At 36.2% G+C, this 21,472-nt stretch carries 24 protein-coding genes; 9 read left to right on the forward strand and 15 right to left on the reverse strand.

Going from position 1 to position 21,472, the window contains the following annotated elements; all coding sequences use genetic code 11:
- Positions 1 to 23: 23 nt before the first annotated feature.
- Together ACZZZC_RS12970 and lysA are read left to right on the forward strand one after the other, a co-directional pair.
- Positions 24 to 1,337: an aspartate kinase gene (locus ACZZZC_RS12970; protein ID WP_463482412.1), complete on the forward strand. Its 1,314-nt coding sequence runs from the start codon at positions 24 to 26 to the stop codon at positions 1,335 to 1,337.
- Positions 1,338 to 1,655: 318 nt separating this feature from the next.
- The gene (lysA, locus tag ACZZZC_RS12975; protein WP_463482413.1) at positions 1,656 to 2,810 is read left to right on the forward strand and encodes a diaminopimelate decarboxylase; all 1,155 of its coding nucleotides are present in this window, start codon (positions 1,656 to 1,658) and stop codon (positions 2,808 to 2,810) included.
- A gap of 82 nt (positions 2,811 to 2,892) precedes the next feature.
- On the opposite strand, the gene ACZZZC_RS12980 is transcribed toward lysA, so the two are convergent.
- From ACZZZC_RS12980 to ACZZZC_RS12995, 4 genes are read right to left on the reverse strand one after another with little or no spacing between them, the layout of a single operon-like run.
- Positions 2,893 to 3,105 carry a hypothetical protein gene (locus tag ACZZZC_RS12980; protein ID WP_056848975.1) on the reverse strand — a complete coding sequence of 71 codons (213 nt, stop codon included), beginning with the start codon at positions 3,103 to 3,105 and terminating at the stop codon, positions 2,893 to 2,895.
- Positions 3,106 to 3,154: 49 nt separating this feature from the next.
- Positions 3,155 to 3,958 (reverse strand): hypothetical protein, encoded by an 804-nt coding sequence (locus tag ACZZZC_RS12985; RefSeq protein WP_463482414.1) that lies wholly within the window; start codon positions 3,956 to 3,958, stop codon positions 3,155 to 3,157.
- A gap of 50 nt (positions 3,959 to 4,008) precedes the next feature.
- On the reverse strand, positions 4,009 to 4,389 hold the full coding sequence (locus tag ACZZZC_RS12990; protein ID WP_463482415.1) for an SRPBCC domain-containing protein: 381 nt from the start codon (positions 4,387 to 4,389) through the stop codon (positions 4,009 to 4,011).
- Positions 4,390 to 4,411: 22 nt separating this feature from the next.
- Positions 4,412 to 5,602, reverse strand: a complete 1,191-nt coding sequence (locus tag ACZZZC_RS12995) for an acyl-CoA dehydrogenase family protein (RefSeq protein WP_463482416.1) — start codon at positions 5,600 to 5,602, stop codon at positions 4,412 to 4,414.
- 117 nt (positions 5,603 to 5,719) lie between these two features.
- Here ACZZZC_RS12995 and ACZZZC_RS13000 point away from each other — a divergent pair, with 117 nt between their 5' ends.
- Positions 5,720 to 6,082: a dihydroneopterin aldolase gene (locus ACZZZC_RS13000; RefSeq protein ID WP_463482417.1), complete on the forward strand. Its 363-nt coding sequence runs from the start codon at positions 5,720 to 5,722 to the stop codon at positions 6,080 to 6,082.
- Positions 6,083 to 6,328: 246 nt separating this feature from the next.
- Here the strand turns inward: ACZZZC_RS13000 and ACZZZC_RS13005 are convergent, their stop codons facing one another.
- The gene (locus ACZZZC_RS13005; RefSeq protein ID WP_463482418.1) at positions 6,329 to 6,490 is read right to left on the reverse strand and encodes a hypothetical protein; all 162 of its coding nucleotides are present in this window, start codon (positions 6,488 to 6,490) and stop codon (positions 6,329 to 6,331) included.
- A 337-nt stretch (positions 6,491 to 6,827) separates the two neighbouring features.
- On the opposite strand from ACZZZC_RS13005, the gene ACZZZC_RS13010 reads away from it, so the two are divergent.
- The gene (locus ACZZZC_RS13010; RefSeq protein ID WP_463482419.1) at positions 6,828 to 8,126 is read left to right on the forward strand and encodes a DEAD/DEAH box helicase; all 1,299 of its coding nucleotides are present in this window, start codon (positions 6,828 to 6,830) and stop codon (positions 8,124 to 8,126) included.
- Between the two features lie 134 nt (positions 8,127 to 8,260).
- On the opposite strand, the gene ACZZZC_RS13015 is transcribed toward ACZZZC_RS13010, so the two are convergent.
- From ACZZZC_RS13015 to ACZZZC_RS13025, 3 genes are all read right to left on the reverse strand, one after another.
- Positions 8,261 to 9,541 (reverse strand): OmpA family protein, encoded by a 1,281-nt coding sequence (locus ACZZZC_RS13015; RefSeq protein WP_463482420.1) that lies wholly within the window; start codon positions 9,539 to 9,541, stop codon positions 8,261 to 8,263.
- A gap of 254 nt (positions 9,542 to 9,795) precedes the next feature.
- Positions 9,796 to 10,326 carry an RNA methyltransferase gene (locus ACZZZC_RS13020; RefSeq protein ID WP_463482421.1) on the reverse strand — a complete coding sequence of 177 codons (531 nt, stop codon included), beginning with the start codon at positions 10,324 to 10,326 and terminating at the stop codon, positions 9,796 to 9,798.
- 62 nt (positions 10,327 to 10,388) lie between these two features.
- Positions 10,389 to 11,540 carry a galactokinase gene (locus tag ACZZZC_RS13025; RefSeq protein ID WP_463482422.1) on the reverse strand — a complete coding sequence of 384 codons (1,152 nt, stop codon included), beginning with the start codon at positions 11,538 to 11,540 and terminating at the stop codon, positions 10,389 to 10,391.
- Between the two features lie 73 nt (positions 11,541 to 11,613).
- Between ACZZZC_RS13025 and ACZZZC_RS13030 the strand changes: the two genes are divergently transcribed.
- Both ACZZZC_RS13030 and ACZZZC_RS13035 read left to right on the forward strand, forming a co-directional pair.
- Positions 11,614 to 12,660, forward strand: coding sequence for an aldose epimerase family protein (locus tag ACZZZC_RS13030; RefSeq protein WP_463482423.1), 1,047 nt, complete (start codon positions 11,614 to 11,616; stop codon positions 12,658 to 12,660).
- Positions 12,661 to 12,663: 3 nt separating this feature from the next.
- Positions 12,664 to 13,059, forward strand: coding sequence for a DUF1398 domain-containing protein (locus ACZZZC_RS13035; RefSeq protein ID WP_463482424.1), 396 nt, complete (start codon positions 12,664 to 12,666; stop codon positions 13,057 to 13,059).
- A gap of 76 nt (positions 13,060 to 13,135) precedes the next feature.
- Here the strand turns inward: ACZZZC_RS13035 and ACZZZC_RS13040 are convergent, their stop codons facing one another.
- The 4 genes from ACZZZC_RS13040 to ribD are packed head-to-tail and all read right to left on the reverse strand — an operon-like array spanning position 13,136 to position 16,552.
- Complete coding sequence (locus tag ACZZZC_RS13040; protein WP_463482425.1) at positions 13,136 to 13,996, reverse strand: nucleoside phosphorylase; 861 nt, start codon at positions 13,994 to 13,996, stop codon at positions 13,136 to 13,138.
- A 35-nt stretch (positions 13,997 to 14,031) separates the two neighbouring features.
- Positions 14,032 to 14,646, reverse strand: a complete 615-nt coding sequence (locus ACZZZC_RS13045) for an IMPACT family protein (protein WP_463482426.1) — start codon at positions 14,644 to 14,646, stop codon at positions 14,032 to 14,034.
- Complete coding sequence (locus ACZZZC_RS13050; RefSeq protein ID WP_463482427.1) at positions 14,633 to 15,499, reverse strand: EamA family transporter; 867 nt, start codon at positions 15,497 to 15,499, stop codon at positions 14,633 to 14,635. The genes ACZZZC_RS13045 and ACZZZC_RS13050 overlap by 14 nt, the downstream gene beginning before the upstream one ends.
- The gene (gene ribD / locus ACZZZC_RS13055) at positions 15,500 to 16,552 is read right to left on the reverse strand and encodes a bifunctional diaminohydroxyphosphoribosylaminopyrimidine deaminase/5-amino-6-(5-phosphoribosylamino)uracil reductase RibD (protein WP_463482428.1); all 1,053 of its coding nucleotides are present in this window, start codon (positions 16,550 to 16,552) and stop codon (positions 15,500 to 15,502) included.
- An 80-nt stretch (positions 16,553 to 16,632) separates the two neighbouring features.
- On the opposite strand from ribD, the gene prmC reads away from it, so the two are divergent.
- Complete coding sequence (gene prmC, locus ACZZZC_RS13060) at positions 16,633 to 17,487, forward strand: peptide chain release factor N(5)-glutamine methyltransferase (RefSeq protein WP_463482429.1); 855 nt, start codon at positions 16,633 to 16,635, stop codon at positions 17,485 to 17,487.
- A gap of 4 nt (positions 17,488 to 17,491) precedes the next feature.
- On the opposite strand, the gene xerD is transcribed toward prmC, so the two are convergent.
- Positions 17,492 to 18,391, reverse strand: coding sequence for a site-specific tyrosine recombinase XerD (gene xerD / locus ACZZZC_RS13065; RefSeq protein ID WP_463482430.1), 900 nt, complete (start codon positions 18,389 to 18,391; stop codon positions 17,492 to 17,494).
- A gap of 60 nt (positions 18,392 to 18,451) precedes the next feature.
- Between xerD and aroQ the strand changes: the two genes are divergently transcribed.
- Complete coding sequence (gene aroQ, locus ACZZZC_RS13070; RefSeq protein WP_463482431.1) at positions 18,452 to 18,871, forward strand: type II 3-dehydroquinate dehydratase; 420 nt, start codon at positions 18,452 to 18,454, stop codon at positions 18,869 to 18,871.
- A gap of 60 nt (positions 18,872 to 18,931) precedes the next feature.
- On the opposite strand, the gene ACZZZC_RS13075 is transcribed toward aroQ, so the two are convergent.
- Both ACZZZC_RS13075 and ACZZZC_RS13080 read right to left on the reverse strand, forming a co-directional pair.
- Positions 18,932 to 19,945: a glycosyltransferase family 2 protein gene (locus ACZZZC_RS13075; RefSeq protein ID WP_463482432.1), complete on the reverse strand. Its 1,014-nt coding sequence runs from the start codon at positions 19,943 to 19,945 to the stop codon at positions 18,932 to 18,934.
- A gap of 4 nt (positions 19,946 to 19,949) precedes the next feature.
- A complete protein-coding gene (locus tag ACZZZC_RS13080) occupies positions 19,950 to 20,822 on the reverse strand; it encodes a lysophospholipid acyltransferase family protein (RefSeq protein WP_463482433.1) in 873 nt (290 codons plus the stop codon).
- Between the two features lie 38 nt (positions 20,823 to 20,860).
- Between ACZZZC_RS13080 and ACZZZC_RS13085 the strand changes: the two genes are divergently transcribed.
- Positions 20,861 to 21,472 (forward strand): WbqC family protein, encoded by a 612-nt coding sequence (locus tag ACZZZC_RS13085; protein WP_463482434.1) that lies wholly within the window; start codon positions 20,861 to 20,863, stop codon positions 21,470 to 21,472.

Here is a 21,472-nt window from a genome sequence, read left to right on the forward strand (position 1 = left end):
CCGGTTAACCAATTTATAAATAGATGAAAATATTAAAATTTGGGGGTACTTCTGTAGGTAGTCCCGAGCGCATGACGAAATTATTGGATATCATTAATCCAAATGAAGAACAGATTGTGGTTTTATCAGCAGTGTCTGGTACTACAAATAGTTTGGTAGAAATTTCTAATTATTTTTTAGCTGGGGATAAGAAGAAGGGGAGCGAATGTGTTGAAAATTTATATCAAAAATATAGGGATTTTGTAATCGAGTTATTGCCCGATGCCGATTTTCAGGAGATGGGCAATGAGGTAATTGATTATCATTTCAGCTTTTTAGCTGTTTTAACCAACGATATTTTTACTTCAATTGAAGAGAAAGTTGTTTTGGCTCAAGGCGAATTATTATCCACTACTTTATATCATATTTATTTAAAGTCAATCGGTGTCGAATCAGTGTTACTTCCAGCATTAGATTTTATGAAGACTGATGAAGACAATGAACCTGATATTCCATTCACAACCAAACATTTAACGCCATTATTAGAAGCAAACAAAGGCAATAAATTGTTCATTACTCAGGGATTTATTTGCCGCAACAGTTTTGGCGAAGTGGATAATTTACGTCGTGGTGGAAGCGATTATACTGCTTCTTTACTTGGAGCAGCAATTTTAGCCGAAGAAGTTCAAATTTGGACAGACATCGACGGGATGCACAATAATGATCCTCGAATTGTAAAAGGGACAAAACCAATTGCACAACTATCTTTTGATGAGGCTGCAGAATTGGCTTATTTTGGAGCGAAAATTTTGCATCCGCAATCTGTTTTTCCGGCACAGAAATATAAAATTCCTGTTCGTTTGTTAAATACCATGGAGCCTTCTGCCGCTGGTACTTTGATCACGCATAACAGCGAAAAGGGTAAAATCAAATCAATTGCAGCAAAAGATGGCATCACTGCTATTCGCATTCAATCTAGTCGGATGCTTTTAGCTTACGGCTTTTTACGTCGCGTGTTTGAAGTATTTGAGCGTTACAAAACACCGATTGATATGATCACCACCTCTGAGGTTGCGGTATCGTTAACTATCGATGAGACAGGAAATCTTTCAAAAATAATTGAAGAATTAGAGAGCTTCGGCACCGTTGAAGTTGATACCAACCACAGTATTGTTTGCGTTGTAGGCGATTTTGGATCAGAGAAGCATGGTTTTGCTAGTCGGGTTTTGGAAGGGTTGAAACATATTCCAATTCGTATGATTTCTTATGGAGGAAGCAACTATAATGTTTCGCTACTCATATTGAGCGAATACAAAACAGAAGCTTTAAGAAGTCTGCACAATAGATTATTTGAATAGCAAATAAAATGCACCCATAATCACCAGCAGGCCGATAATGAAGTGAAAACCTAAGAAGTTTACTGGTAACAATTGATTTTTGTATTTCTTGTAAGAATTAAATAACCCTAACGAGATAATTAAAATGACAAAAAGGGCTGCAATTATTTTCATTTTCTAATAAAGAATAAGAACAATACAATTAAAATAAGAACAAGAGAAAATCTAATTTTCCCATTGTATTGTTTTCGGGTGATGCGTCCATGCTTCAAATCAAGATAGTTGCCCCAGTAAATGAGTACAAAAAATAAAATTAAAACGATTATAAGGAATTTGAACATGTTCGCCGATAAAGATATATCAAAGTTTAACAATATAGAAACGCCTTTTTACTATTACGATACGGATTTATTGCAAAAAACGCTAAGCACTTGTGCTGAAGCCGCCGCACCCTACAAATTTCACATCCATTATGCTTTAAAAGCCAACTTCAATTCTGTTTTACTCGAGCAAATTAAACAGATTGGCTTTGGTGCAGACTGTGTAAGTGCCGGAGAGGTGAGAAGAGCTGTTGAAGTTGGTTTCGATCACAAAAAAATTGTGTTCGCTGGTGTCGGTAAATCCGATAAGGAAATAAATGAGGCTTTGGATTTGGATATTTTCTGCTTCAATGTAGAATCTATCCAAGAGTTGGAAGTTCTGAATGAGCTAGCAGCTGCAAAAGGCAAGACTGCACAGGTAGCTATTCGTATCAACCCTAATGTAGATGCCCATACCCACCACAATATTACCACAGGTTTAGACGAAAATAAATTTGGAATCAATTCTTGGGATTTACCCCAATGTGCGGAAACTTTAAAGTTATCTAAAAACCTAAAATTTATTGGTATTCACTTCCATATCGGTTCTCAAATTACCAACCTCGATGTTTATAAAAACCTTTGTGTTCGCGTAAACGAATTCTGTACTTGGTTTGAAGATAAAGGTTTCATTGTCGAGATTTTAAACGTCGGTGGTGGTTTAGGTATTGACTATTATAGTCCTGATAACCAAATCCCTGACTTTAAATCTTACTTCAAGATATTCAACGATTTCCTGGACGTAAAACCTAATCAGGAAGTTCATTTTGAATTGGGAAGAGCATTGGTTGGCCAATCGGCAGCTTTAATCACCAAAGCATTATATATCAAAAAAGGTAAGAAGAAAAACTTTGTGGTTTTAGATGCTGGAATGACTGAATTGATGCGTCCTGCCTTATACCAGGCCTACCATAAAATTGAGAATTTAACTCGGGGTAACGGAAATGAAATCAAGTATGATATTGTAGGACCCATTTGCGAAAGCACCGATTGCTTCGGCAAAGAAGTGGAGCAACCAGAATCATTTAGAGGTGACGTTTTCGCCATCCGCAGTGCTGGTGCTTATGGTGAAGTAATGGCATCCAAATATAATTTGAGAGATGCGATAAGATCTGTCTACAGTAACGAACTATAGATCCAAATTCATCATTGTGAGGTACGAAGCGATGTTAATCAGCAAGATAGATTGCTTCGTTACCTCGCAATGATATTTAACATTATTTTTTTTTCGAGGCCACAAGTACAACTACACCTGCAACTAAAACTATTCCACCAACATACGGCGGCCAGTTTACCGATTTTTCTTTGTCAGCTGATATCTGAATGGGTCCGGCATCAACTATCTTTTCTTTTTGAGTATATGAAAAACCCGTCCAAACGAGCATAATCACTCCAATTACAATTAAGATAAGTCCTATAGATTTGTTCATGATATCTTTATTTTTAATAGCTGAACAGCAAACCTGAAATTATGTTTTATTAAAATGAATAGCCCAGTGTAATCTTACCAGAGTTGTTCATTAAATTGGTTCCTGAACCTAAAATTCCGTAAACATTTTTAATCTTGAGAAAAAACGACAGGTCAGTTGCTAAGCCAGTAATTTTATCCTCACTATAATTAATGTTATTTCTTAAATCAATAGTGCTACCCACAAATAGGCGGAAACCATATTGTCTATCGGTATTTTTACGTCCAGACCAAATAATTTCTGTTGAGCCACCCGTTGTAAAAAGTGCAGTTTTATCAGAAGCTATCGATAATGGATCGTTTTTACTTCGCACATCTTTTCTGAATGAAGCATAGCTACCTGCCTCATAAACAAAAGCACTTTCCCAATTCAAAATCCGAAATTCTGTATTTCCAGACTTTTCAGCTATTCCAATTGATGTGCGTAAACCAAAACCATAGAATCCTTGATCATGATATGCTTCGATAATCTTTCTTTGAGTGTTTTCGTAACCTCTGGAAGTGCCTCCAAAATATCCGAACCCGCCATAGGCGAAATTGAAATTCTTAACTACGTGAGACCGATTGTAGTTAATGTAACCCATGGCCATGTCTCCAACATTATAAGGCAGACTGTTGTTGGCGAAACTAGCGCTAACGTAATTTTTTACTTTAACACTATCTTCCATCATCGGTTTTGGAAGGTAGGACATGTGGTTTGAACTAGCGGGAGGGGTATAAAAAACCGGCAGATTATTTACAACAACGCCACATGAAGATAATAATACGGTTGAAAGTATGGCAATAAGAATTATAGGATGTTTAGAGAGCGGCATAATTAGTTTGAAAAGGGTTGATATGTATTTACAATTTATAAAGTTTAGTTTTATTCATCAAAAAAATCAACTAATCCCCCGATAAAATATTCTTCAATTCCTTCTGTGAAATCTTTATAATCTTCTTCTGGGATGTTTGTTTGTTTAAATTCCAACGACGTTCCTTTTTTATCTTCGTGAAGTTTAATCGTTACGATTGACGGTTCGGCATCTTCACCAAAGTACCATTGCTGCACAATTTTTTTGTTTGGCTCAAACTCAAGATTTTTTCCCACGATGTCGCCATCCCAAAATGAAAATTCTGTATCGGGCTTTTCTTCGAATTCAACATCCGCACCCGTCCATAGTTTGATGCTAATGTCTTTTGTAAGTGCTAAATAAACCTCTTCAGGTGAAGCGGGGATGTAAGTGTATTTTTTGTAATCTCTCATTAACTTATATATTGTATCTGCATTATTTAAAAGCGTTCAATCCGGTCACATCCATACCTGTAATTAATAAATGGATATCATGCGTTCCTTCATAGGTTACTACCGATTCCAGATTCATCATGTGGCGCATAATAGAATATTCTCCTGTGATTCCCATTCCTCCAAGCATTTGGCGAGCGTTTCTGGCGATATCTAATGCAATTTCTACGCTATTTCTTTTTGCCATTGATATTTGTTCAGCTGTTGCTCTGTTTTCACTTTTAAGCACACCTAAACGCCAAACCAAAAGCTGCCCTTTAGTAATCTCCGTAACCATTTCGGCTAGCTTTTTCTGCTGCAATTGAAAACCTCCAATTGGTTTTCCAAACTGAATTCGCTCCTTTGAATAACGAAGAGCAGTATCGTAACAATCCATTGCTGCTCCTAAAGCGCCCCAGGCAATACCATAGCGTGCTTGATTCAAACAACCTAGCGGGCCTTTCAAGCCACTTATTTCTGGAAAAACATTTTCTTTTGGAATTTGGACATTATCAAAGACCAACTCGCCAGTAGCTGAGGCTCTCAAGCTCCATTTGTTGTGTGTTTCAGGAGTAGAAAATCCGTCCATTCCACGTTCTACAACCATGCCTCGAATTTTACCAGATTCATCTTTTGCCCAAACTACAGCGATATCGGCAAAAGGAGCATTGCTGATCCACATCTTGGCACCATTCAAAATGTAGTGAGATCCCGCATCTTTAATATTGGTGACCATGCCACCAGGATTTGATCCATGATCAGGCTCTGTCAAACCAAAACATCCCATCGTTTCGCCACTTGCTAATTTTGGTAAATATTTTTTTCGTTGCTCTTCACTTCCGTAGGCATAAATAGGATACATCACCAGCGATCCTTGAACAGATGCGGTAGAACGGATTCCGGAATCGCCGCGTTCAATCTCCTGCATCAAAATTCCATATGCGGTATAATCCAATCCAGCGCCACCATATTCTACCGGAATTGTTGGCCCGAAAGCTCCAATATCAGCCAATCCTTTTATTAAATGCTTCGGAAATTCTGCCTTTTGAGCGTAATCTTCGATAATTGGGCTCACTTCCTTCTTAACCCATTCTCTAGCCGATGCTCTAATCAGTTTGTGCTCATCAGTAAGCAACTCATCCAATAGATAATAATCTGGAGCCTCATAAAGGTCTTTCTTCGACGATATACTCATTTAAAATTCTATTATTTGGTTAAGAAATCCGTTCATTTCAAAGGTAACAATTTACCGCAAGGGGCATTATATTCCTGAATAAAAAATTAATTTTGCTAAATACAGAAACACACCTATATGAGTCATTTCAAACAAACCGTAGCATTAAAGGAAGTTAGTTGTTTTGCATTGCATGGCTGGTATCCCGAAGAACAAGTAATTGGAAGTCATTTTATAATCGATCTTGAAACTGAATTTACTCCATTGGTTATTGATGATGAGCTTGCCAACACAGTTAATTACGAAGATTTGAATACCATTATATTGGATGAGATGAAGAATACTCAAAAGCTCTTAGAAACAGTTTTAAATAATATCATATTAAAAGTAATCGAGGTCTATCCTTTTGTTGAAACCATAAACGTGAGTATCAAAAAACTTAATCCACCAATGGAAGGGCAAATCGGGCATTCTTTTGTAAAGCTGACTTACAATGCATAAGCTTAGTAACGCGGTTAATCATTTTGCGGTGCTAGTCTATTAATCTAGCTGCAAAAAAGTTAGGCTATCCATCGCGGATAGCCTTTGCTAACAACAAAACAAATATAAGATAACCAAATCTTGCCTGATTGAGCAGAATCAGGTTTAAGTGCTATGAGATACACTTAGCGGCCTAGTGTTGGATTCGAACCAACATTTCAAAGTTTATAAAACCTTAACCTTCCTATCGGTCACTGGCCAATTTCGTTAAACTGGTTTTAAGGATAAAAAATCTTTCATTACAATAATCTCTTCACGATTAATTTTATCTTCATCCTTTATTTGCTTAGCATCGACTGCCGTGATTTCGGTATAATAGCTAAAACTTGGATAGTCGCTGATTGCTGGATATTGAAAATATATTGACATATTCTTTGCCTTTAATAGTTTAACATATTTTAGTTATCAATTCAATATTCAACAAATATATAAATAAGTATATAATGTCTATAGATTTTGTAGTTATTTATTTGATAACTTGATAACTTTTTGATATAGAAGCAATTATTTTATTTCTTTCTGTGCTTTGATAGGTTTCTCACAAAGCGAAGCTGAAAGAAAGATTCAATTTTTAATCTTAAAGCCATAGCTTATAAGGCGGAATTAGCTGTAGATATAATACATTCATTATTTAAGCCTGAATTCAATTTCTCAAAAGCTAATTATTTTAAGGATATTTGCATTTTCAAATATTAAAACGATAAGCGTGTCATTAGAGAAATTAAAGCTTAGTAAGCCACTTGTTGCAGCCATGACTGATGCAGGATTTTTAACTCCAAAAGAGATTCAAATCAGAACCATGAGCAGAATTTTGGGTGGACAAGATGTTATTGCGATAGCACCAGAAGGAGCAGGAAAAACAACAACTTATGTTTTAGCTACCTTAATGAAGTTGAAATATGCTTTCGAAGAAGCGCCAAGAGCTTTAATTTTGGTTCCAGATGCTGAACATGTTGATCATGTATTAGAACAATTCAAGTTATTAAACCGGAATAATACGTTCAGAATTCTCGGAATTGACAGTCGTGGGGCTGTTGAAACACAAATAAATGAGATTACCGATGGCTGCGATATTATTGTTGCTGTGCCCGATAGGGCTCGTGCCTTGTATTTGAAACTTGCCCTAAACACCAATAAAATTCAATTATTTATTGTAGATAATGCCGAACTGATTGTTAAAAAAGGATTACAGCTTCCTGTAGTTGAATTGGCAAACAGTGCTTATAAATCTCAACATGTTGTTTTTACAGAAGTAATTCATGAGAAATTGAATCACATGATTTCTCCTTTTATGAAAGATTCTGCAACAACCATAGAGGTTGATGAAATTGGTGAACAGCAAGCAGAAGTTTATCCGCAGATGTTATATCAAGTTCCAAACTTCCGTACGAAGTTGAACTTGTTAACACTTTTGCTAAATGATGCTGAGTTTTTTGATAAAGTAGTTGTGTTTGTAAATACCAGATTAACGGCCCAAACGGTTTATAAAAACTTCAATAATCCAAAAGAAGGCGAAATTAGTATTTACCGTTCTTTGTTTTTCGATGATAAGGGTTACGATGACATTGAAGACTTTAAGGAAAATCCTGATGCGAGAGTGCTTATTGTCGCTAATGAGAACCTAGGGGAGCTAGATATTCAGGGAATTCCATTTATTCTTCATTTAGAATTGCCTGAGCAAAAGGAAACGTTAATTCAGCGTATTGTTAAAACAGGAGAAGAGGAAGTGGTTGCGATTACATTTTCTACTGATATAGAACTCGTTGAGGTTAAGAAGATTGAACAAGCCATTGGTCAGCGGATGGATGTTATGGAGCTCCCTGAAGATCTAAAAATAATGGATGCCGCCGCAAAACCAAAGAAAAAGAAAAAAGAGGAAGAAGAGGATGTTACCGAACGTGGTGCCGCATTTCACGAGAAGAAAGCAAGTAATTTAAAGAATTACAACTACAGTGCGGGTACGAAAGCCAAAATGACTTATAAAAATAAAAAAGGTTTATCTTAATTGTAAATCGTCATCGCCAGAGATCAGTTGCCTGTGTGATAGTATAGATTGCTTCGTGCCTCTCATTAACGAAAAATTTAAACGCAAAAAGCCCCGATTTTCATCGGGGCTTTTTTATATCATTTTACTATTGACTAGTATAATGTAAATTCTACACGACGGTTTTCTTGACGACCCGCTGCAGTTTTGTTTGTCGAAATTGGTTGATCAGGTCCGTAACCAGTAGCTTCAATTCTTGATGCGTTAGCACCTTGAGATACTAAATAAGCTTTCACTGATTCTGCTCTTTCTTTAGATAAACGTAAGTTTAACTCTCTACCACCAGTGTTATCTGTGTGACCAGCTAATTTTAAGCTAAAGTTTTTCTCTACTAATAAACCAGCAACTCTGTTTAATGAAGCATAAGATTTAGAACGGATAGTAGACTTACCTAAATCAAACTCTAAGTTTGAAATCGCATCTTTAACAACTTTACGATCTTCTTCAGTTATTACTTTAGTTTCTCTGATAATTTCGCGTTGAACTTTGATTGGGCAACCTGAACCATCAACTACAGTACCTGTTGGAGTTCCTGGGCATTTATCAAATTTGTTAGCTACACCATCATTATCATCATCAGCTAAATCTTTAGCATATTGCTCTCTGTCTCTGGCTGCATTTTGTTCTGCTGTAGATAATGCTCTTCTTAATTCAGCACTTTCTTCTGCACTTTGCTTACGTAAATCGGCAACAGCGCTATAGTTCTGCAATTGAGAATTTTCTCTGTTTCCTAAAGCAAACTCTAAACCTGCGTGAGCGTAAGAGAATCTGCTTTCGTTATAAGCATTTTTAACTGTTGGTGAAGATTTGATAAAATTGATATCATAACCTAAATCGATGTTAATACCTTTAGCAACACCTAATTTAAATCCAACTCCTGTTGGGATAAACCAACCTTCTCTATCTGTAAAACTTTGCACGGTTCCGATTTCTGAATCAGATGACATGTAACCAGCACCAGCTTTTACGTATGGAATTAAAACTGCATTTTCAGTATTTAAACTAAAGTTTGCAATATTTAAAACTGCTGTTAATGATCCAGACCAATTGATACTGTTTTTTTGTTGTACTGTGCTTGTCGAATTTAAAGTTTTGATTTCTCCACGAAGAAAGTCAGCTTGTAAACCTAAAGCTGGTAAAATTTGCTTTTTAACGAAGGCACCGTAACCAATACTTTTAAATTCATCTGCCTTTACACTAGAGCCACCTAAGAAAGTGTTTTGGCTTAAGATACCACCGTGAGCACCAACGCTCCAGGTTCTTAATGATTGTTTACCAAATCTACTTGTTGTAGTCGGCGTTTCCTGTGCAAATAATTGTGATGATAGTCCTAATAAGGCAACCAACATTGTTGATTTTGTAATTCTCGAATTCATTTTTATTAATTTATAAATAATAGTCTCTTAACAGTTTTTTTATAATACTGTTTGGTTGCCTCTAAGAAAAAACCTTGCCAAAAAAGAGAAAATCCATCCAACCATCATTAAATCAGATGATTATAATTGATAAAATAATTCACAAAAATGTTACCTAACAGCCCTTAGCGGGATAAAAACTGTCTATAATTCTATACAAAGATTAGATTTCGATTAAAAATTGACTTCACCACGCAAATGGCTCTAGCAAATATTTATAGTCTTAACTTTGCAAAGAAATCCCAAAATACAATACCGGCCGAAATCACAATATTAAAAGAATGTTTGGTTCCAAACTGAGGAATTTCGATGCATTCATCAATGGTTGCCATCACTTCATCACTCACGCCATCAACTTCATTACCAAAAATTAACGCATATTTTTTGTTGGGATCTGGCTGAAAACTATTTAGCATGGTACTATTTTCTGCCTGCTCAATGGCGACAATTTCATAATCTTCAACACGTAAGGCATTTATGGCAGATAAAGTGTCAGGATAATAAATCCATTCTACAGAGTGTGTTGCCCCTAAAGCAGTTTTTTCGATTTCACGATGTGGAGGTTGTGCGGTAATTCCACACAAAACAACCTTTTCCAGTGCAAAACCATCTGCTGTGCGAAAAACAGACCCAACATTATGCATGCTGCGAACATTATCTAAAACCACGACGACTGGAAGTTTATCTTGCGCCTTAAACGCTGCAATATCTGGACGATTGAGTTCGTCTAATTTTAATTTTTTCATTGTATTAACCGCAAATTTGCAGTTTATCTGGAAGATTATCGTTATTGGCTTTCTTAAATATTTCAGAGCCTTGTGGGGCCATCTCCAATCTCACTAATGTAAATCGCTGCAGGATAACCGATTTTCCCCACATAATACGCTGTTAAATGTTTGGCAAAATCTTCCTCATAACCTTTTTCAAGCAAAGCGATGGCACAGCCTCCAAATCCAGCGCCAGTCATTCGGGCACCAATTACATGATCGTAAGTCAAACAAAAATCAACAACTGCATCCAACTCATCTCCACTAACCTCGTAAAGCTCCTTCAATGATTTATGCGATGCATACATTAACCGGCCGAATTCTTCTAAGCTGCCGTTATTAAGTGCTTTAGCCGCAAGATGAACGCGGTCGTTTTCTTTTACAACGTGTGTAGCTCTATTCAGAATTGTTTCATCATGAATCAAATGACTATGCAGTGCAAACTTCTCTGCATTTAGTTCACACAAATTGTGAAGTGTAATTTCCTCATTCAACAATCTTAAAGCTTCCTGACATTCTGCAACACGCTCATTATATTTAGAATCAGCCAATTCTCGGGGCTTATTAGTATTGATAATGGCCAAAGAATATTTACCTAAGGCAACATCAACCATTTTGTATTTCAGCGTTTCGCAATCAAGTACAATGGCTTTATCTTTTTCACCAACTGCTACTGCAAACTGATCCATAATTCCAGAGTTTAAACCGATAAAATCATTTTCAACCTTTTTGGCAATTTTGACTAGTTCCAGTTTATCATAGCCCAAATTCAAGTAATCGTTCAATGCAAATGCCGTAGCGATTTCAATTGATGCTGAAGAAGATAGGCCGGATCCGATTGGAATGTTGCCAAAAAACAGAAAATCAAATCCATTGATTTCTTTCCCATCCTTTAAAAACTCATTGATTATTCCGATAGGGTAGTTGGCCCATAAACTGCCGTTTTTATCATGGATCTTATTGCTCTCTACCTCAACCTGAGCTTCAAAATTTAAACTTTTAAACCTGAATTTGCCATCGTTATTTGAGGCAATAGCAACCCAGGTTCCTAATGTGATGGCGCAAGGCATTACTAGTCCACCATTATAATCTATATGCTCGCCAATCAGGTTGATCCTTCCAGGAGTGAAGTAAACTGCATCAGAATTACGATTATAATTTGCTAAAAAATTTTGCTCAAGTTCGATTTTCATTTGGTTAAAAATATTTATAAAAGCATTAATAATGCTATGTTTGTTACGAAACAAAAATCCTAAGTTACAATTTATGAGCGTTCAGCAAACATCAACAGGAAAATTTATTGATGACGAAGAAATTTTCGCACTTGAACTAACCAATAGCAAAGGCACTTACGTTAAGATTTTTAATTATGGTGCTATCATTAACAAATTTATAGTTCAAAATGCCAAAGGTGAGATGCAGGATATTGTATTAGGCTTCGATACTTTTGAGCAATATCTTGATCCTGAATATTTGAAGAACTATCCTTACTTCGGAGCGGTAATTGGTCGTTATGCCAATCGCATCAAAGATGGTCGTTTTAGCATTGGCGAAGAGCGCTTCCAATTGGTTCAAAATGCTGGTGCAGCAACATTACATGGCGGCACGGTAGGTTTTGATAGAAAAGTTTGGGATATTGTTGAAGTTGATGAAAATCAAACCTTGGTTACGTTAGAATATGAAAGTGAAGATGGCGAGGAAAATTTTCCAGGCAATTTAGTGATCTCTCTAACTTTTGAATTGACTGAGAATAATGAACTTATTTTAAGCTACGAAGCTGAAACAGATAAAGCTACTCCCATTAATTTAACCCACCATGGCTATTTTAACCTATCTCCTGATGGTGGAAATGTTGCTAATCATCAACTTCAAATTTTTGGGTCGAATTATTTAGAGCAAGATGATAATTATTCAGTAACTGGAAAATTAATTCCGGTAGCTGGAACACCGCTCGATTTTACACACTTAAAGGAAATTGGAAAAGATTGGGACCCTGAAGAAGGTTATGATCAGAGCTTTGTTCTTGATAAAATTTATGGTGATTTATCTCTGGCAAGTAAAACGAGCGAGTTAGAGAGTGGTTTAACTTTAAGTGTTTACACCACCGAGCCTGTTGCACATTTATACACCGCAAAATACGTTGATGTAAAAAATGGCAAAGGCGGAAAAGATTATAAAGCTTACAGCGCTTTTTGCATTGAAACCCAGCACCACCCAAATGGAATCAATATTCCTGAATTTCCGAGTACTATTTTACAGCCTGAGGATTTATACACACAAACTACCATTTATAAAATATCACTAGCCAAATAATTTATGTTTAGCCTTCAAGATATTAAAACTGCAGAAGCGAAAATAAAAACCGGTGCTGATTTCCCTCAGTTTATTAAGGAAATTAAAGAAATGGGGGTAGTCAGAAATGATGTTTATGTGGCTAACGGACTTTCCATTTATTTTGATGATGAAGACAATGCACAGCAGGCAAGTCCGCAGGAGTACCCGGCACTTATCATTAACGATGAATCATCTGCAGATAAATTGGGTAATGCTTTAAAAATACATCAAAAAGGAGATACTGATTATTTGACCTTCTGTAAGCAAGCTGCAGATGCTGGCGTAGAAAAATGGGTGATTGATTTGGGAGCAATGACTTGTACTTATCTAGATAGTGAGGGCAATGAATTGGTACAGGAAAAAATTCCAACTGCTTAAAGGCTGGAAATAAAAATGTGTGAGTTGCATTTCGAGGAAAATAGATAACGCTAGAAAACAGAATAAGCTAGCGTGACTAAATTCTTTCTAGCACCAGTTTAATAGCCTGCTCTACAATTTTATTCGGTTCTTTACTAAATTCAAAGTTTACACGGCTTGCCAAAATTGCATTTATTGATAAAGCTTTATGTCCTAATATCTTAGCCAATGCATAAATACCCGCTGTTTCCATTTCCAAATTGGTAATGCGATATTGATTGCTATTGAAACTATTTATTAAACTTATGAAGTTAGGGACAGCATTCTCAGCTCTCACTACCCGTCCCTGTGGCGCATAAAATCCAGGAGCAGTAATGGTGATTCCTCGTGGTAAATCTTTTCCAATTGTATTTAGCAAAGTATCATTAGCAGCAGTTAAATAGGGATTAACGTTTTTTAAATGCTCAAAATGCCTATTTATATCAGCCTTTAAAGTTCTATCATCATTAGCAACTTCCTGAACATAATAGTTCATTAAGGCGTCCATACCCAACCCGTAATTCGAAGCCAAAATAGTACCCATCGGGATATCGGCCTGAACGGCACCAGAAGTACCCACACGAATAATATTCAATGAAGTAAGATTTTTTTTAATTAATCTGGTTTCAAAATCTATATTGACCAAAGCATCTAATTCGTTAAAAACGATATCTATGTTATCCGTACCAATACCGGTAGAAAGCACAGTTACCCGCTTTTTACCTACATAACCGGTATGCGTGATGAATTCTCTTTTCCCCTTTTTTAATTCTATTTCATCAAAATACTTACTTACTTCAGCCACCCGATCCGGATCGCCAACAGTAATTACTGTTTCTGCAACGTCTTCTGGCAATAAATTCAAATGATAAATGCTCCCGTCTGGATTGATAATTAAGTCGCTTTCGGATATTTTCATAATTGCTTAGCTTAAAGTAAATTTTGTTTAGGCACTTAAGTGGTTTGGAGATATTTCAGTTTTACGTTACTTATCTTATCAAACTTACTTAAAACTTGATTCAGTTGTGCCTTTCTCACCTCAAGTTTTAAAATGCAATTGGCATCAAAGTGTTGCTGTAGAATAATCAGGTTTTCCTCTTTAACCAGTTTCATCACATCATTCATCTGGAGATAATCAAAATTTACTTCGTACAAATCATTTATTGTTCTAGTAACAATTTTTGCAGAGGTAATCGCCTCTAAACTGGCATTTTTATAGGCATTTATTAAACCAGGAACACCAAGTAATGTGCCACCAAAATAACGGACCACCACGATCACTATGTTTGTAAGATCGGCAGAAAGTAAGCAATTCAAAATTGGTCTGCCAGCAGTGCCTGAGGGTTCGCCATCATCGTTAATACGAAAAACAGAACGATCGGGAGTTAAACGATAGGCATAACACCAATGTCTAGCCTTGGAATGTTCATTACGAAGATTTGCAATAATAGGCTTTACCTCATCTTCATTGCGGATAGGATAGGCGTAAGCGATGAATTTACTGCCTTTATCACGAAAAATTCCTTCTGAAGGATTTTCTATCGTTTTATAAGAATCATCGAACAGCATTTTGCGACAAGGTAATAAAGATGACAGCAGCAAGGGCTAACACGATTCCGAGGTAATTTATTTTTGTTAATTTCTCCTTAAATATGATTATTCCAATTAAACTTCCTACTACGATTACCCCCATATTCATTGCTGCAAAAACCGTTGATGGATTGTTGGACAAGGCTTTATGGGCTTTCATATAGAACAAAATGTTACCAAAATTAAATAATCCTAGAACCAAGCCGCAAGCCAAATTAACCAGCTGAATCTTGATTTTTCTACTGATCATTAATACGATTACAATGATGAGCGAAACGATAAACGCTAGGCAAAAAATAACGAAGAGCGAGGTTGTGTATGGAAGTAACTTATATAAGGCAATTTGTTTGAAGAGTACATCTATAACACCAAAACCTATAAAAACCATTAATGGATAAATCCAATTTACCTGGTTTTCCTTCTGATCAGTTTTTCGAAGGAAAGTTAAAACGATAGCGGGAAACCCAACTAATAAACCAATTATTTTTAGTTGATTAAAATCTTCACGGAATATAAAATAAGCAGCCAAAATTGGGATAAAAAGAGATAATCGCTGGGCGATATCGGTTTTTACAATACCAAGGTTTCTTATTGATGCAGCCAAAAGCAAAAATACCGAAGGCAATAATACTGCTAGCGATAAGTAAATTGACCATGGAGCACTGGAATTTAAAACAACAACATCTGGCTTAAAGAAAACATAACATAAGATTAAAGCAGCAAAATAATTTACTGTAACTGCCTGAATGATATTGATTTGATAGCGTTTTGCCAATTTTAGCAATACGGCAACTGTAACGCTGCAGCAAATGCTTAATAGTATGTATATCATTTAGTTGTGCTGATTAATATAGATGGATAGTTGATCAGAACCAACCTGCATTTGCTCTTGTAAACGACCGTTAATCACTGGTGAAGGAATGCCGTCGTTCCAACTGCCCTGAGAACTAAAAATCCTGGCTTCATCCCAGATATTAGCCGCCAAAAATTGCTTTAAAATATTCGCACCACCTTCAACAATTACCGCTTGCGTATCCATCAAATAAAGTTGAAAGGCTATTTTTTGAGCCAGATAGAAATGCATATCTTCCATTTGAATGTAGTGAACGTTTCCAACCACATCAGTTTTAATTTCATTGAAGATGATGGTCTTAGCCTCAGCATTAAAAATATGATTGCTTTTTGGAACATCGAGATTCTTATCAATTACAAGGCGAGTGGGATTTTTTCCTGGCCACTCTCGTGCTGTGAGTTGAGGATTATCGATGATGGCCGTTTGCTTGCCAATTAAAATGGCATCTTCCTCTGTCCGCCATTGATGGGCCATCCTTTTGGCTAAAGCGCCACTGATCCATTTCTGGTGACCATCATTTGTTGCAAAATACCCGTTTGCGGTTTCTGCCCATTTAAGGATGATATACGGGCGCTGCTGCAGAATTCTTGTGAAAAATCTGCGGTTAAAATATTTGCACTCTTCCTCTAAAACACCACTTATTACTTCTATACCCGCATTTCTTAACTTCTCAATCCCTTTGCCATCTACCCCCGAAAACGGATCACGATTGCCAATTACAACTTTTTTCAATTGATGTTTTACAAATAAATCGGCACAGGGAGGGGTTTTACCAAAATGCGCACAAGGTTCTAAGTTTACATAAGCAATGGCTTGCTTTAATAATTCATTTCCTTCATCACCGTACTGATCGAAAACCGATTTTATAGCATTCGGTTCTGCATGGGCCTTACCAAATTCTTGATGATAACCTTCACCGATAATCTTCCCATTATGAACAATTACGCAGCCAACCATGGGGTTAGGACTTACATTTCCAATTGCTAAGGCCGCCAGCTCTACGCAGCGTTTCATGTAAAATTCGTTGGTCATTTGCGCAAAAATACTAAAAAATGAGCCATTAGCCTTAAAAACATCATCGATATGGTTTCAAAAATATTAAATTTACAACGATGAAATTAGGAGAGTTAGAAGAGCATTTCAAAGAAGAATTAAGTCAACAATATGATGGTGATGAAGCCAGAGCGATGTTTAGTCTGGCTGCAGAACATGTTTTGAGATTTTCACCAGGGAGATTGCGCATGATGGGCGATAGTGTAATGGACTTCGTTCATCTCCAAAAAATGCTAAGTATTCTCAACGATTTGATCATTGGAAAGCCCATTCAATATATATTGGGCGAAGCCCATTTTTATCGTTTAGTCTTTATCGTGAATGAAAATGTACTCATTCCAAGGCCTGAAACAGAAGAGTTGGTAGATTGGATTATTTCAGACTACAAGATTAAAAATCAAAAAAATACCATTACAATATTGGATATTGGAACAGGCTCGGGCTGCATTCCAATTACCCTAAAAAAGCACCTGTCGAAAGCATCGGTTTCAACATTAGATGTCTCTGCTGATGCACTTGAAGTAGCGCAGCGAAATGCGGTTCAGCTGAATACACCACTGTCATTCATCCATGCGGATATCCTGAAATATTCAAGTGAAGAAAAATATGATGTAATTGTGAGTAACCCACCTTACATCAGAGACTTAGAAAAAGCAGGCATGCATGCTAATGTGTTAGATCACGAGCCACAGCTGGCATTGTTTGTTGAGGATGATAATCCATTGATTTTTTACAACGCTATTTCAGAGTTTGCCAAAACCAACTTAAACCCAAATGGTAATTTGTACCTCGAGATTAATGAATTTTTGTCATCGGAAACGATGGAAATGCTCTCTACTAAAGGATTTACAACTATCGATTTGAGAAAAGATATGCAGGGTAAAAACCGAATGATTAAAGCGAGCTTTGTTTAGACAATTACGATCGCGGATGAAACTGCGTGATTACTTCCCGCAAGTAATCCCTATCGATATGGGTGTAAATTTCAGTTGTTGTAATACTGGAATGCCCCAGCATTTCCTGTACTGCTCTTAAATCGGCGCCACCTTCTATTAAATGTGTTGCAAAAGAATGGCGCAAAGTGTGCGGACTTATTGTTTTTTTGAGGCCCGTAGCTAAAGCAAGACTTTTAACTAAATTAAAAATCGAAATGCGAGAAAGTTTTGCGCCAAAGCGATTAAGGAAAATAAAATCTTCATTTCCCTTTTTTATCGTCATGTGATTGCGAACTTGATTTAAGTATATATCCAGTAGTTTTAAAGCAACTCCACCAATAGGAACCAATCGCTCTTTGTTCCCTTTGCCGATAACTTTTATAAATTCAATCTGTGGATATAAGTTCGAAATTTTCAAATCTGTTAGTTCAGAAACCCTCAACCCGCATCCATAAAGCACTTCTAAAATAGCTTTGTTGCGCATTCCTTCTGGTTTCGAAGCATCAATAGCCTCAATAAGACCATTGATTTCGTGAATATTCAGCATATCAGGCAACTTTCGACTTAGTTTTGGCGCTTCGATCAATGCCATCGGATCGATTTGAATGACTTCTTCCAACATTAAATAGGTGAAAAATGCTTTCATACCTGAAATTACCCGGGCTTGCGTACTGGCTAGCATACCTAGGTTATTTAACCAACTGATAAATGATTTGATATCAGAGGCCTTTATATCCGTTAATTTGGGTTCCTCTTTTACAGCTTCGAAATACTGGCTCAATTTAGTGATATCATTCAGGTATGCCTGTACAGAATGATCAGAAAGCGATCTCTCTAATTTTAAGTAAGCTCTAAATCCTTTAATATATGATTGCCAAAGCATGCTTTTATTTAAGATTTTTTATAACATTGCAACGTTACAACATAAAACCATTAATTGATCATGAAAATTCAAATAATTAACGGCCCAAATTTAAATTTACTTGGCGTTCGTGAACCTTCTATTTATGGCAATGTAAGCATTGAAGATTATGTGAAGGAGCTTAAATTATTATATCCCAACATAGAAATAGCGTATTTTCAAAGCAATGTAGAAGGCGAATTAATTAATAAATTACATGAAGTTGGCTTTAGTTATGATGGGGTAGTGCTAAATGCAGGTGGTTATACACATACTTCTGTAGCGATTGCCGATGCCATTGCAGCAATTAAAGCACCAGTGGTTGAGGTACACGTATCGAACATTTATGCCCGTGAAGAATATAGACATGTATCTTTAACCGGAAAAAATTGTCAGGGTGTGTTAACCGGGTTTGGAATGAAAGGTTATCGTTTAGCTATTGAAAGTTTAATACAGAAATAAGTAGCCTATCCTAATCAAGATGCATTTTCACCGCATCCGATAACTCGATGAAGCTATAGATTAGTAGAGTTTACTAAAATATTTTATTTTCTTGATGAAGAATGCCCAAACTACGCTATTGTTATATACGCCAGCGTGTGTAGCATAAGGCTTCTGTACCGAAGTTCGTTTTTTATTTGTTTTGGCAATCGATTTGATAAAATGCCAATGTCCTTTTGTTACAGCCAATGTAAATTTAGGTTTTCCCGATAATAGGAAGTGCCACCAAGCCACAAAATCTATCCACATTCTAATGCCTATTCTAAAAAAAGCATCACTTGCAGGCAAATTTTTCTGCATAATAATCAGGTTGTTCCTGAAATTTAGATAAGTTTTAAAAGGGTTTTCAGTTTGTAATGTACCGCCGCCAACATGAAAAACTTCCGAGGTAGGGCAGTACATAATTTTATAATTTAAATTTTTCAATCGCCAGCACAAATCTATTTCTTCCATGTGGGCAAACAAGTCGGCATCCAGGCCTCCTGTTTCTATCCAGCATCTGCTTTTAATAAAAAACGCTGCACCACTTGCCCAAAATATTTCTTTTTGATCGTTGTACTGCCCCTCATCCGACTCGTAAACATTAAACAAACGACCTCTGCAAAATGGATAGGCATAAATATCCAGATAACCACCGGCGGCACCTGCATATTCAAAATCGCTTTTCTTTAACTGAGATTTAATTTTTGGCTGGGCGGCCGCGATAGAATCATCGCTTTCCATTAAATCGATAACGGGCTTAATCCAGTTGGATGTCACTTCAACATCCGAATTTAAGAGCACAAAATACTCCGCTTCAACCCGCTCCAAAACCTTATTGTAACCACCAGCAAAACCATAATTTAAATCGTTTTTAATGATTTTAACTGTAGGAAAGTTAATTTCTAAAAATGCCACAGAATCATCTGTAGATGCATTATCACCTACAATAATTTGCAGATTATCGTATTGGGTAAGTAATATTCCTGGTAAAAATTGTTGTAGAAAAGCCTTTCCATTCCAGTTTAATATGACAACGGCTACTGAGGGATTCATGTTGTTATTCAGGTTTAAATTTCCAGCGTTTATGGCTCCATAACCAATACTGTGGCTGTTCTTTTATAATATCTTCTAAAAATTTAAAGTGCAAGTTAGTAATTTCGTATTCATCCACTAATGACGGATTTAAACACATAGGCAAAACCTCAACATGGTAATAACCTTTCTTCACTACTGTAACTTTAAAATAATAAATTGGTCTGTTTGTTGATTTGGCAATTTTTTCTACGCCTAACAAAGCTGCAGTGGGCTGATTTAAAAAATCAACAAAATATTTGGTTTCCTGACGGGTAGGGGCCTGGTCTGTTGCAAAACAAAACAATGTAGGTTCGTTTTTATAAGCAGCCAAGCCTCTTAAAGTTTGGCGCATGGCGATAAAAATATTTCCATATTTTGTTCTAAAACAGTTAAACCACGCTTCGAAGATTTTATTGGTTAGCGGTTTATAAATAACCATTGTTTTGGCAGAGATATTTAAACCTAATGCTAAAGTTCCTAATTCCCAATTTCCGTAATGCCCGGTACAGGCCAAAACACTTTCACCAGCATTAAAATGTTTCTCCAATTGTTCCAAGCCCGAAAATTTCACCCTTTTTAAAGTTTCTTTTTCAGAGATAGTAGTCATTTTGATGATCTCAAAAATCAGTTCTGATAAGAAAATAAAAAACTTTTTCTCTATAGCGATAATTTCATCACTTGATTTTTCAGGAAAAGAGTTCACTAAATTCTGGCGAACAACTTTTTTTCGATAACCGATTACATAATAAAGAAGATAATATAGTAATCTTGCAAAAAAAAACAAAACAGGCAGTGGTAGTAGCGACACGAGGTATAAAAAAAATACGCCAATGTGCGCCATCACTCTTTTAATCATTATTTTTATTGGTTTCAGCTACAAACATAAATTTTCAAATGCAGAATACAGCTATACTACCATTATTTTATCTTCCTCCTGTAGGTTATTTTAGCTTGATACAGCAATTTGGTAGTGATTTTTTAATAGAAAAACATGAACATTTAGCAAAGCAAACGTACCGCAATAGAGCAAGTATCTATTCTCCAAATGGGAAATTAGATTTAACGGTTCCATTGGTAAAAGGATCAAAAACGCATAAAAAAATGAAAGATGTTCGCATCAGCTATGATTTCAATTGGCAACGCTTACATTGGTTGAGTTTAGAAACTTGCTACCGCAGCTCTGCTTATTTCGAATATTATGAGGATGAACTATCGAAGTTTTATCAAAATAGATTTGAATTCCTTTTTGACTACAATATGGAGCTGATGGAATGGCTTTTGCAAAAACTAAAGCTAAAGATAGATTTGGGTACAACAACCTCTTATGAGGATCAAATTGCTCCGGAATTAGACTTTAGAGGGATAATGAATCCTAAAAAAAATGAGGATATTGTAAACGCTAAGCCATATTATCAGGTTTTTGAAGACAGGCATCAATTTTTAAACAACTTAAGTATAGTTGATTTGTTGTTCAACCAAGGTCCACAAGCCAAGTTGTATTTATAA

The sequence above is a fragment of the Pedobacter sp. AC212 genome (assembly GCF_979258625.1).

Coding starts and splice junctions, on each gene's coding strand:
- ACZZZC_RS12970 (WP_463482412.1), top strand. CDS start 24: ATGAAAATATTAAAATTTGGGGGTACTTCTGTAGGTAGTCCCGAGCGC.
- lysA (WP_463482413.1), top strand. CDS start 1,656: ATGTTCGCCGATAAAGATATATCAAAGTTTAACAATATAGAAACGCCT.
- ACZZZC_RS12980 (WP_056848975.1), bottom strand. CDS start 3,105: ATGAACAAATCTATAGGACTTATCTTAATTGTAATTGGAGTGATTATG.
- ACZZZC_RS12985 (WP_463482414.1), bottom strand. CDS start 3,958: ATGCCGCTCTCTAAACATCCTATAATTCTTATTGCCATACTTTCAACC.
- ACZZZC_RS12990 (WP_463482415.1), bottom strand. CDS start 4,389: ATGAGAGATTACAAAAAATACACTTACATCCCCGCTTCACCTGAAGAG.
- ACZZZC_RS12995 (WP_463482416.1), bottom strand. CDS start 5,602: ATGAGTATATCGTCGAAGAAAGACCTTTATGAGGCTCCAGATTATTAT.
- ACZZZC_RS13000 (WP_463482417.1), top strand. CDS start 5,720: ATGAGTCATTTCAAACAAACCGTAGCATTAAAGGAAGTTAGTTGTTTT.
- ACZZZC_RS13005 (WP_463482418.1), bottom strand. CDS start 6,490: ATGTCAATATATTTTCAATATCCAGCAATCAGCGACTATCCAAGTTTT.
- ACZZZC_RS13015 (WP_463482420.1), bottom strand. CDS start 9,541: ATGAATTCGAGAATTACAAAATCAACAATGTTGGTTGCCTTATTAGGA.
- ACZZZC_RS13020 (WP_463482421.1), bottom strand. CDS start 10,326: ATGAAAAAATTAAAATTAGACGAACTCAATCGTCCAGATATTGCAGCG.
- ACZZZC_RS13025 (WP_463482422.1), bottom strand. CDS start 11,540: ATGAAAATCGAACTTGAGCAAAATTTTTTAGCAAATTATAATCGTAAT.
- ACZZZC_RS13030 (WP_463482423.1), top strand. CDS start 11,614: ATGAGCGTTCAGCAAACATCAACAGGAAAATTTATTGATGACGAAGAA.
- ACZZZC_RS13035 (WP_463482424.1), top strand. CDS start 12,664: ATGTTTAGCCTTCAAGATATTAAAACTGCAGAAGCGAAAATAAAAACC.
- ACZZZC_RS13040 (WP_463482425.1), bottom strand. CDS start 13,996: ATGAAAATATCCGAAAGCGACTTAATTATCAATCCAGACGGGAGCATT.
- ACZZZC_RS13045 (WP_463482426.1), bottom strand. CDS start 14,646: ATGCTGTTCGATGATTCTTATAAAACGATAGAAAATCCTTCAGAAGGA.
- ACZZZC_RS13050 (WP_463482427.1), bottom strand. CDS start 15,499: ATGATATACATACTATTAAGCATTTGCTGCAGCGTTACAGTTGCCGTA.
- ribD (WP_463482428.1), bottom strand. CDS start 16,552: ATGACCAACGAATTTTACATGAAACGCTGCGTAGAGCTGGCGGCCTTA.
- prmC (WP_463482429.1), top strand. CDS start 16,633: ATGAAATTAGGAGAGTTAGAAGAGCATTTCAAAGAAGAATTAAGTCAA.
- xerD (WP_463482430.1), bottom strand. CDS start 18,391: ATGCTTTGGCAATCATATATTAAAGGATTTAGAGCTTACTTAAAATTA.
- aroQ (WP_463482431.1), top strand. CDS start 18,452: ATGAAAATTCAAATAATTAACGGCCCAAATTTAAATTTACTTGGCGTT.
- ACZZZC_RS13075 (WP_463482432.1), bottom strand. CDS start 19,945: ATGAATCCCTCAGTAGCCGTTGTCATATTAAACTGGAATGGAAAGGCT.
- ACZZZC_RS13080 (WP_463482433.1), bottom strand. CDS start 20,822: ATGATTAAAAGAGTGATGGCGCACATTGGCGTATTTTTTTTATACCTC.
- ACZZZC_RS13085 (WP_463482434.1), top strand. CDS start 20,861: ATGCAGAATACAGCTATACTACCATTATTTTATCTTCCTCCTGTAGGT.